6 protein-coding genes are annotated in these 11,165 nt (G+C 73.7%); all 6 read left to right on the top strand.

What is annotated here, in order from left to right:
- Positions 1-34 precede the first annotated feature (34 nt).
- The 6 genes from fxsT (AB0M28_RS31040) (at position 35) to fxsT (AB0M28_RS31065) (ending at position 11,056) form a co-directional block, all read left to right on the top strand.
- On the top strand, positions 35-3,016 hold the full coding sequence (gene fxsT / locus AB0M28_RS31040; RefSeq protein ID WP_365412414.1) for an FxSxx-COOH system tetratricopeptide repeat protein: 2,982 nt from the start codon (positions 35-37) through the stop codon (positions 3,014-3,016).
- A 66-nt stretch (positions 3,017-3,082) separates the two neighbouring features.
- Positions 3,083-3,988 (top strand): DUF4231 domain-containing protein, encoded by a 906-nt coding sequence (locus tag AB0M28_RS31045; protein ID WP_365412416.1) that lies wholly within the window; start codon positions 3,083-3,085, stop codon positions 3,986-3,988.
- Complete coding sequence (locus AB0M28_RS31050) at positions 3,985-5,256, top strand: toll/interleukin-1 receptor domain-containing protein (protein ID WP_365412418.1); 1,272 nt, start codon at positions 3,985-3,987, stop codon at positions 5,254-5,256. Before AB0M28_RS31045 ends, AB0M28_RS31050 begins: the two co-directional genes overlap by 4 nt.
- 10 nt (positions 5,257-5,266) lie before the next feature.
- Positions 5,267-6,280 (top strand): AAA family ATPase, encoded by a 1,014-nt coding sequence (locus AB0M28_RS31055; protein WP_365412420.1) that lies wholly within the window; start codon positions 5,267-5,269, stop codon positions 6,278-6,280.
- A complete protein-coding gene (locus tag AB0M28_RS31060) occupies positions 6,270-7,235 on the top strand; it encodes a hypothetical protein (protein ID WP_365412422.1) in 966 nt (321 codons plus the stop codon). The genes AB0M28_RS31055 and AB0M28_RS31060 overlap by 11 nt, the downstream gene beginning before the upstream one ends.
- Positions 7,232-11,056, top strand: coding sequence for an FxSxx-COOH system tetratricopeptide repeat protein (gene fxsT, locus AB0M28_RS31065; protein WP_365412424.1), 3,825 nt, complete (start codon positions 7,232-7,234; stop codon positions 11,054-11,056). The genes AB0M28_RS31060 and fxsT (AB0M28_RS31065) overlap by 4 nt, the downstream gene beginning before the upstream one ends.
- Positions 11,057-11,165: the final 109 nt, after the last annotated feature.

Consider the following 11,165-nt stretch of genomic DNA (forward strand, 5'->3'; position numbering starts at 1 on the left):
GCCCTGCCGGGGTGTCCATGAGGGAGGCGGCCCCATGGCCGAGCAGAACAGCCATATCACCGTAAGCTACGCGGGATTCAACCGTCCCTGGGCCGCCTGGGTGGCACACCAGCTGGAGCTGCGCGGGATGGAGACCTCCCTCGTACGCTGGGACCCGAACGTGAAGCAGCCGTTCACCGGCGAGTTCCGCAAGCTGCTGCAGGCACCCGACCGCGTCCTGCTGGTGCTGGACGACTGGTACTTCCGCCTCGGGCCGATCCGCCCCGAGGACTGGAACACCGCCGTACGCGAGGTCGTGGTGGGACCGGACGCCGAGCGCATCGTCACCGCCAGCGTGGCGACCCTCGACTTACCCGCCGAGGTCCTCGCCCTGGCCCCGGTCGGACTGCGCGACCTGGACGAGCAGGAGGCCATCCGCCGGATCTGCCGCCGGCTCGCCATCCCCAACCGGCCCGTGGTGCAGGACACCGCGTCCGCCTTCGCACCGCGCTTCCCCAACGACCCGCCCTCCGTCTGGGACGTTCCCCGGCGCAACCGCCGCTTCACCGGCCGCGACCAGACCCTGGAGAGGCTGCGCCGGATACTGGCCGGCGACTCCTCCGCCGGCAATTCCGGCACCCGCATCGTGCTGCGCGGCATCTCCGGTGTCGGCAAGAGCCAGATCGCGACCGAGTACGCGCACCGGTTCGGCAACGACTACGACGTGGTGTGGTGGATCGGCTCCGACTACCGCGCCACGGCCCGTGAACGCCTCGCCGCCCTCGCTCCCCGGCTGGGCCTGGCCGTCGGTCAGGGCATCGGCGAGCGTATCCGCGCGGTGCACGACGCCCTGCGCACGGGGCGCCCGCACCGCCGCTGGCTGCTGATCTTCGACGGCGCCGACGACAAGGAACAGCTCACCGGTCTGCTGCCGGACGGCGGTGGGCACGTACTGATCACCGCCCAGACCCGGGACTGGGCCGAGGACAACAGCGCCCGCGAGATCCCCGTGGACCCCTTCACCCGTACCGAGAGCATCGCGTACGTGGTGCGCCGGTCGCCCCGGGTGTCGCCGGAGGAGGCCGACGAACTCGCCGAGGCGGTGCAGGACCTGCCGCTGCTTCTCGCGCAGACCGCGGCCTGGCTGGACACCAACCAGATGGCCGTACGCGACTATGTGCGCGAGATCCGCTTCGGCCGGCCGGAGGGCATCGCCATCCGGACCTCCGAGGACTACCCGATGGGGTTCCTCACCAGCTGGTCGATAGCGTTCAACGCGCTGCGCGGAAAGCACCCCGAGGCCGCCGAACTGCTCAAGCTGTTCGTCTTCTTCGCGCCCCACGAGATCCCGGTCACCCTGCTCACGTCGGCGCGCCGGGGCGTACTGCCCAGCCATCTGGACCGGATGGTCTCCGACCCGATCCGCTGGCACAACGCGCTGCGCCGACTCTCGGAGTCGACCGCCGTGCGACTGAACTACCAGGCGGCGCCCGGTCAGGAGCCGACCGTCGACCGGGTGCAGATGCACCGGCTCTACCACCGCTTCCTGCAGAGCGCGCTGACCGACGAGGAGCGCGACACGCTGTCCGGGACAGCCTGCCAGGTGCTGGTGGACGCCGACCCGCGGCGCCCCTTCGACACCCGGGACTGGGAGGCGTACGCCGGTCTGCTCCCGCATCTGGAGACCTCCGGGGCGCTCGGCAGCCGGGACCCGGGTGTTCAGGAGCTGGTCCGCAACTGCATCGAGTACCTGCGCTCCCGCGGTGAGTACCGCACCGGCCTTCGGCTGTGCGAACTCGCCCTCAGTCAGCTCCGCGGCCGGCTGGAGCCCACCGATCCGACCATGCTGGTCCTGGAGCACCAGCACGCCAACATGCTGCGCCGCTCCGGCCGCTACCGCGAGGCCGAGGACGTCGGCCGCCGCGTCGTCGACGGGCTGGCCTCCGCCGCCGATGAGTCCCCCGCCGACCTGCTGCGCGCGAAGGACAACCTGGCGGGCACCCTGCTGGCGCTCGCCGACTACCAGCAGGCCCACGATCTGTTCGAGGAGGTGTGGCTCGCCTACCAGGAGCTGTTCGGCGACGAGGCGCCCCGCACCATGGCCTCGCGCAGCAACCTCGGCCTCTCCCTCGGCCTGCTCGGCCGGTACGAGGAGTCGCTGAACGTCCACCGAGAGGTGCTGCTGATCCGTGAGCGCCGGCTGCGGTCCCGGCACAACCTGACCCTGCGCAGCGGCGCCAACTACGCGTACATGCTGCGGCTGGTGGGGCGGTACGCGGAGGCCGCGTCCCGGCTGGAGCAGATCGTCCGGCTGCGCCGCCAGATCGCCGACGAGCACAACCCGGAGACCATCCTGGCCGAGCACCAGCTGGGAATCTGCCGGCGCCGCGAGGGCAACCTCCGCGCCGCCGAGCAGCTGCTCTCCGGCGCGGTGCAGCGGGCCCGGCTGGTGCACGGCCCCGAGCATCCCGAGACGCTGCTGGTGGAAGCCGACCATGCCACCTTCCTGCGCGAGCACGGCGACCTCTCCGAGGCCCAGACCCTGGCCAGGACGGTCTACCAGCGCTACCGCGATCTGGTCGGCTTCGCCCACCCGTACACGATCGGCACCCGCGGCAATCTCGGCCTGGTGCTCGGGGAGTCCGGTGACCGCGCCGAGGCGCTGCACATCGCGGAGGAGACCCACCGCGACATGAGCCAGGTCATGGGCCCGGACCATCCGTGGACCCTGGGCAGCGCCATCAACCTGGCGTCCGCCCGCAGCCGCTCCGACGAGAGCGAGTCGGCGCTGGAGCTGAGCCGCGGCACCCTGGAGCGGGCCAAGTCGTCGCTGGGCGAGGTCCATCCGATGACTCTCTCGGCGAAGATGGCGCTGGCGGACGACCTCCGCTCGCTCCGCCGGGCCACCGAGGGCTCCAAAGTCGAGCAGGAGGCGGTCCAGCAGCTGCGCGAGACGCTCGGTCCGGAACACCCGCATACGGTCGACGCGGTCCGCCGGGTCCGCCCGTACTGGGACTTCGAACCGCAGCCGACCTGAGACCGGCGAGCGGGGAGACAACGCGAAGCCATTGCACGGGAGTTGAACCCGCGTCAGAATTTTCCGGTGGGCACTACAGGGGGTGGCGCGGTCGAGGATGTGTGGCGCGCGCAGAACGTGTGGTCACGGGCCGCGGTTCGGCAGAAGAACGTGGTCGGCCGCGCGCGCACCGCGGCGCTCGCCTGCGGTGTCGCAGCCGCTGTGCTCGGCGCTCTGGCGGCCCGGCTGCTCGGCGTGTCCACCGCGGCCGGCCGGCCCGTCGCCTTTCTGGCGCTGCTCGCCGCGGGTGCGGTCCCGTTGTGCTTGCGCGGCGCGGACGCGGCCCGACTGGAGACCTGGGCGCGGCTGCGCTCGGTGTCGGAGACGCTGAAGAGCGAGACGTACCTGTACCTGGCCGGACTGGGTCCGTACGGCGACGGCGCCCGCAGGGACGCCGAGCTCGCGGCGCGTACCGGCCGTGTGCTGGCCGACGCCGCCGACCTGGATCCGCTCATCGCCGACATCGTCCCGGCCGTCCGGCCCCTGCCGCCGGTGCACGACCGCGACTCATATGTACGCGACCGGCTGCGCGTACAGATCACCGAGTACTACCGGCCCCAGGCCCGCGTCATGGCGCGGCGCACCCGGCAGTTCGAACGCGCCGGACTCGCTCTCGCCGCGGTCTCCGTCGTCCTGGGCGCCGTGGCCTCCGTCTTCGCCGTCGGACAGGCCGCCGCGTGGATACCCGTGGCCTCCACGGTGATCACCGCTCTCGCCGCCCACGCCGCCGCCTCCCGCTATGCGGCCCAGCATCTGGAGTACAGCCGCACCGCCGGCGAACTGGCCCGCCTGCTGACCTGGTGGGAGGGCCTGGTGACGCCCACCGACGGGGACACCCGGCACCTCGCCGAGCACTGCGAGCACATCATCTCCGTACAGAACGAGGGCTGGATGGCCCGGCTGACCGCGGCGGAAGGGGCTCCACCGGCGTGATCAAGGTGTTCATCAGCCACAGTACGAACAGCGATCCGTTCGCCGCCGAGGTACGCACCCTCGTCGCGGAGGGGCTGCGCAAGAAGCACTACGACGTCCTGGTCGACGCAGACGGTCTGCACGCGGGCATGGAGTGGCGGGCAGAGCTCTACCACTGGCTGCGGGAGTGCCACGCCGCGCTCGTCCTGGTGAACCGGGCTGCGCTGGAGTCGGACTGGGTCAGCCGCGAGGTGAACATCCTGATGTGGCGGCGCAGTCACAACCGTGCCCTGCGCGTCGTGCCCGCGTTCGTCGGCCCGGTCAGCTCCAGCGATCTGCGCGGGTCCGCGCTCGGCGAACTGGCCACGCTTCAGGTCGCGCGCACCCCTCGGCGCCCCGCCGGACCGCGGGAGCCGACCGCCGCGGAGCTGGCCGACACCATTGTCGCCGCGTTCCCCGACGTCCACCCGCTGGTCAGCGACGATGTGGTGCGGGCCTGGGTCGAGGACATCGCCGCCCAGTTGAAGCGGCTGTGGGACCTGTCCCGGCTGGAGCGGGTCGTCTCCGCGCTCGAACTGCCCGCCGCCGAGCTGGACGGGCTCGCCCACGACTCCTCCGGCTGCGAGTTCGTCGCCTCACAGATGATCGGCACCCATCGGGCGGACCGGGTGGACGCGGCCATCGAGGTGGTCCACCGGCATATGGACAGCACCCCGCTCAGCAACCTCGTCGAGCTGGTGCTGCCCGTCTGGGTGGACGCCGCCTCCGCCCGCCATGTGGTGCCGGCCGAGGACGCGGCGGAGAGCTGCGCCATCGTACTCAACGTCCACGACCCCGAGACCGGCACCCACTATCTGCACCGGGCCTTCTGCATGAACCGCACCCGCTACGCCTACCGGCACGTATCGGTGGGCGCGCTGGGCGAAGAGGAGGCGGAGGCGGCGCTGCGCGCCCAGTGCCTCGCCCAGCTGCGGGACTGGCTGGGGCTGCGCCGCGACCAGCCGCTCCGCGACGCCGTACCGCCCCGCCCGGACCGCCACCACTACCTGGTCGTGGACGCCCACGACTGCACCCTCGACGAGGCGTGGCGCGTCGTGCGGTGGCTGCACGACGAACTCGACTGGCTGCACATCCTGCTGATCCCGCCGTACCCCGTCGACCGCGCGGACTGCGCCGACGGCCGGGGCGGCCTCCGGGTGCTCCAGCCGCCCTTCGGGGCGGACGACGAGCAGCTGGCGATCCGTACGGCACGCGAATGGCGTACGGCCTACCCGCGCGTGAGGCGCTAGGAGGACGATGATGGACCACGGCGAGGCCCAGGACGCGCCGGAGGGCGAGGCCGCCGGGCCGGCCGTCCGCGCCGACGGCAGGGTCTATGTCATGCCCGAGCAGTTGGAGTTCTCCGTCAAAGTGGCGCTCGCCACGGGGCGGCCGCTGCTGCTGCGCGGCAGCCCCGGCTCGGGCAAGTCCACCCTCGCCCCGTTCATCGCACGGCAGTTGGGCTGGCGCTACTACGAGCATGTGGTGACCCACCGGACCCAGCCCCGGGAGCTGCTGTGGCGCTACGACAGCGTCCGCCGGCTGGGCGACGCACAGGTGTACCGGGACGGCGACCACCGCCCCGACGACGCCGCCTACGTACAGCCCGGGGTGCTGTGGTGGGCCCTCGCACCGGCCTCCGCCGCCCGCCGGGGCCGGTCGGGGCTGGCCCCCCGGGCATGCCGGGACCCGTATCCGCAGATCAACGAGGCGCGCAGCCGCGATCACGCCGTGGTGCTGATCGACGAGATCGACAAGGCCGACCCGGACCTGCCCAACAGCCTGCTCGTCCCGCTGGGCACCTGGCGCTTCGTCGTCGAGGAGACCGGAGCGGAGATCCGCGGCGAGCCGCCTGCCACCGGCGAGGAGTCCGCCGGTGAGGAGCCCCTCGGGGCCCGTCATCTCATCGTGATCACCACCAACGAGGAGCGCGAACTGCCCCAGGCGTTCCTCCGCCGCTGCGTCGTCACCGTGCTGCACGACCACGACCGGGAGATGCTGCTGCGTATCGCCGAGGCCCATCTGACGGCCCTCGACGGCGAGATGACCGCCGCGGACAGCAGCCTCGCGCGGGCGGTGGCCGACCAGTTGCTCGCCGTACGGGAGCAGGCGGTGGCGGAGGACTTCCGCCCGCCCAGCACCGCCGAGTACCTGGACGCCCTGATCGCCTGCCGGACCCTGGGCATCCGGCCGGGCACCGAGGAGTGGTCGTGGCTGACGGACAACGTCCTCATCAAGCGCCAGCAGCTGCCCGAGGCCTCCGGTGACCGGTGACATCTGGCTGGGCGACCTCGTGCGCGCGGCGCGGAGCACCGGCGCCCGGACCGCCGCCGACCACGCCCGGATCGCCGCCCTGCTCGGACTCGGCCCCGCCGGCCCCGCACCGGGGGCCGCCCTCACCCCGGCCGGGGCACGACGGGGACTGCGGCCCGAGCGCAGCCCCGGACCGGCCGGTGCAGCGGGCGGGCTACCACCGGATCCGGCCCCCGCCGCGGTTCCCGGCGACGGCAGCCGCCCGCAGCCGGCCGACGGGGTGCAGGTGCTGCAGGCCGTCGGCCGCGCCGCGGCCCATCCGGGATCCTGGCGGTCGGACCCGCTGCCGGTCGCGGCCGCAGTCGGCTCCGAGCCGCCCCATCTGCCGCTGCTCGCCCCGCGGTCCACGGCCGCCGTGCTGCATGCCGCGCTGTCCCGGACCCGGCCCGAGGGCGAACCGGACGTCGAGGCGGCGGCCCACCGCATCGCCCGGGGCAGACCGGTGGCGCACATCCCGCGGCGGCCGCTGCCCACCCTCCGGTACGGCGTGCAGATCCTCGCGGACGTCTCCGCCTCGATGGAGCCGTTCGCACGCGACGTGCACGACGTCATCGCCGCCGTCCAGGCCGTCGCCGGACCCGCCCGGACCCGGGTGCGCTGGTTCTCCGACGTCCCCGGTCGCGGCGCCGGCGACGGGCAGCGGGCGACCTGGGGCCCGTACCGGCCGCCGCAGCCCGGCACCCAGGTGCTGATCCTCTCCGACCTGGGGGCCGGCGGGCCGTTCCTCAACCCCTGGCGGGCCGCGCCCGCCGAATGGCGGCTCACCGTACGGCAGATCCAGCAGGCCGGATGCCGCGCGGTCGCGTTCGTCCCGCTGCCCCGGCACCGCTGGCCGCACTGGATCCGCGGCGTGCTGCCCGCGGTGGTCTGGGACCGGGGCACCACCGTCGGCCAGGTGCTGGAGGCGAGACGGTGAACGCGGGGGGCGAACTCGCCGTCCTGCTCAGCGTCGCCACCCGGATCGAACCCGAACTCGTCCGGGCGGTACGGCTGCTCGCCGCGCCCCGGCTCGACGTCGCTGCCGAGCACGACCTCTGGTTCGGCGACCTGGTGGGCCGCCGGGGGCACGGCTTCGTGATGCTGCGGCCCGAGGTGCTGCCGGGGCTGCGCGCCACACTCGGCGACCGGCTGCGGGCAGCGCCTCCGGGAGCACCTCTGACCCGGCTGCGCGACACCGTGCTCCGCTGCCACGCCGGCCTGTCACCGGCGCTGGCCGCCGAGGAGGAGGCCGTCTGGGAGTCCGTACGCGACGACCGGCCCGGCGCCGAGGAGCGGATCGAACAGGCCCTGCGGCCCGCCCTGCGCGCCCTGGTCGACGAACGCCGTGACGGCATCGCCCGCTGGCTCTCCGGCGCCTGGGAGCGGCTGCCGGAGCGGGTCCGGCGGACCACGACCGTATGGCAGCTGGCCACCGTCGCCGCGGCCCGGCAACTCCCCGGCGTGAGCGTGCCGGCTCCGCCCGCGCCCGCGCGGCTCCCGCTGAGCGCCGTGGTGCCGCTGGCCCCCCATCTGCCCACCGTCTGGCTGTATCTGCGGCGGGAGGGCAGCCGGCTGCGGCTGTTCGACACCGGCGCCCGCCCCGGCGACCTCGCCCTGGAGGTTCCGGACACCGACCCGCGGGTGCTCAGCCTGGACGCCGGGCAGGGCGGGGGCACCGTCCTCGTCGGCCGCGGGGACACAGCCGTACGTGAGGTGGGACTGGGACCGGTCCGGATCGTCACCGGGAGCGGCGCCGTCTTCGAACTGGACGCCGTCACCCCCGCCGCCCCCGCCAGGACCCGGGGCGACCGCCACGTCGTCATCAGCCACACCGGCTACAGCCGGCCGTGGGCCACGTGGATCGCGCACCAGCTGGAGTTGCGCGGCTGCGGCACCACCCTGCACCGATGGGAGCTCGACGCCGACGCCGACATCGCCGGTCAGCTGCGGCGACTGCGCAACGCGCCGGACCTGGTGCTCCTGGTGCTGGACGACTGGAACGCCGTGCCCACACCCGCCCGTAGCCAGCGATGGCAGGAGGCTCTGCGGGAGCTCTCGGGCACCGCGGACATGGACCGCTTCACCGCGGTGAGCGTCAGCACGCGGGCCGTCGCGCCGGTCCTCGCGGCGCTGATCCCGGTGGACCTGCAGTACCTGGACGAGGCGGAGGCCATCCGCCGGGTCTGCCGGCGGCTGTCGGTAGCGGAGGAGCCCGACCACGACGCCCGCACCGGAGGCGGTCCGCGCTTCCCCAACGACCCGCCGGACGTCTGGAGCGTCGCCCGCCGCAACGGCCGCTTCACGGGACGCGAAGCGGTACTCGACGAACTGCGCGAGAGACTGCTCGACACGGACTCGAGCCCCTGGGTCGTGCTCCTGGGCACGTCCGGCGTCGGCAAGAGCCAGATCGCCGTGGAGTACGCCCACCGCTACGGCAACGACTACGACGTGGTGTGGTGGATCGCGTCCGACAGCCGGGCCACGGCGCGCGAGCAACTCGCCGCCCTGGCCCCCGCGCTGGAGCTGCGCACCGGCCAGACCATCGGGGAGCGCATCCGGGCCGTGCACGAGGCGCTGCGCACCGGACATCCCTACCGGCGCTGGCTGCTGATCTTCGACGGCGCCGACGACGAGTCCCAGCAGGCCGACCTGCTACCGCCCGGCGGCCACGTGCTGATCACCTCGCAGACCCGCGACTGGAGCCACCACCACGGCTGCCACGAGATCGCCGTGCACCCCTTCACCCGGTCCGAGAGCATCGCCTACGTGGTGCGCCAGGCGCCGCGGGTCACGCCCGAGGAGGCCGGCGAACTCGCCGAGGCGGTCCAGGACCTGCCGCTGCTGCTCGCCCAGACCGCCGCATGGCTCGACACCAACCCGATGGACGTGCGCGCGTACGTCCGGGAGATCAGTCAGGGCAGTCCCGAACAGATCGCGATCCGCATCTCCGCGGACTACCCGATGGCGTTCCTTGCCAGCTGGCGCCTCGCGTTGAACGCGTTGCGCGAGAAGGACCCGATGGCCTCCGAACTGCTCAAGCTCCTCGCGTTCTTCTCGCCGTACGAGATCCCGCTCGACCTGCTCGCCGGGCCGAGGAGCGGGGTCCTCCCCCCGGAGTTGGAGCAGCTCGTCGCCGATCAGGTGGGCTGGCACCGTGCGCTGGTCAGCCTCTCGGAGTCCTCGGCGGTCCGGCTCGGCTCCCCGGCCGAGGAGTCGCGGGACGGCCGGGTGGACCACGCGCAGATGCACCGGATCTACCACCGCTTCCTGCGTCTGGGGATGTCCGACGACGAGCGGGACCTCCTGTCCGGCGTCGCCTGCCGGGTGCTGGTGGACGCGGACCCCCGGCGCCCCACGGACAGCCGGGACTGGCCGGCGTACACCAGGCTGCTGCCGCATCTGGAGCCCTCCGGCGCGCTGGGCAGCCGGGACCCGGGCGCTCAGGAACTGGTCCGCAACTGCGTGGAGTACCTGCGTGTCCGGGGCGAGTACCGCACCGGCCTTCGGCTGTGCGAGCAGGCCCTCGCCCAGCTGCGCGGCCGGGTGCCGCCCACCGACCCCACCGTGCTGGTCCTGGAGCACCAGCACGCCAACATGCTGCGCCGCTCCGGCCGCTACCGGGAGGCCGAGGCTGTCGGTCGGCGCGTGGTCGAACTGCTCGGCGAGACCGGTGACACCTCGTCGGCCGAACTGCTGCGGGCCAACGACGGCCTGGGCGGCACCCTGCTCGCCCTCGGCGACTACCAGCGGGCCCACGTGCTGTTCGAGCAGGGGTGGCAGGCCTACCGGGAGCTGTTCGGCGACGAGGCGCCGCGCACCCTCGCCTCGCGCAGCAACCTCGGGCTCGCGCTCGGCCTGCTCGGGCGGTACGAGGAGGCGCTGCACGTCCACCGTGAGGTCCTGCTCGTCCGCGAACGCAGGCTGCGCGCCCGCCACACCCTCACCCTGGGCAGCGGCGCCTCCTATGCCCAGATGTCCCGCCTGCTGGGCCGCTACGGCGACGCCGCCTCCCGGCTGGAGCAGATCGCCCGGCTGCGCCGGCAGATCGCCGACGAGCACAGCCCCGAGAGCATCCTGGTCCACCACCAGCTCGGCATCTGCCGGCGGCTGCTGGGCGACCTGCGGCCGGCCGACGACCTGCTGCGCGCCACGGTCGCCCAGGCGCGCCAGGTCCACGGCCCCGGACACCCCGAGACGCTGCTGATGGAGGCCAACCTGGCCATGTTCCTGCGGGAGTACGGCGAACTGGCCGCAGCCCACGACCTGGCCGTCCGGGTGCACGGCCAGTATCTGGGACTGCTCGGTCCCCACCATCCGTACACCGCCGGCACTCTGGGCAATCTGGGCCTGGTACTCGCCGCCATGGGCGATGTGGCCGGCACCCTGCGCGGGGCCGAGGAGGCGCACACCACGATGGCGGAGGCCGTCGGCCCCGGCCATCCCTGGACGGTGGGCTGCGCGATCAACCTGACGGCAGCCCGCCACTGGGCGGACGACCACGAGGGGGCGCTGGCCCTCAGCCGCGTGACCCAGGTACGGGCGGAGGAGGCGCTGGGCGGATGGCACCCGGTGGCGCTCTCCGCGCGGGCCGCCCTGGCCGACGACCTCAGGGCGATGCGTCGGGCGGAGGAGGCGGCCCGCCACGAGCGGGAGGCAGTTCAGAGGCTGGGGGAGACCCTGGGCCCGGAGCATCCGCACACGATCGCAGTCCTGCGCCGCGTCCGGCCGACCTGCGATTTCGAGCCGTCGCCCATCTGACCTCCCGCCCCGGAAACGGGGGGGGGGGGGGGGGCCGGGGGGGGGGGGGGGGCGGCCCGGGGGGGCTGAGGGGGGGGGCCGGGGGCGGGGGGGGTGGACACCCCCCCCC

Origin of the sequence: Streptomyces sp. NPDC051940, assembly GCF_040680895.1 — a bacterium.
In the GTDB taxonomy this organism is placed as follows: Bacteria; Actinomycetota; Actinomycetes; order Streptomycetales; family Streptomycetaceae; genus Streptomyces.

Coding starts and splice junctions, on each gene's coding strand:
- fxsT (WP_365412414.1), top strand. CDS start 35: ATGGCCGAGCAGAACAGCCATATCACCGTAAGCTACGCGGGATTCAAC.
- AB0M28_RS31055 (WP_365412420.1), top strand. CDS start 5,267: ATGGACCACGGCGAGGCCCAGGACGCGCCGGAGGGCGAGGCCGCCGGG.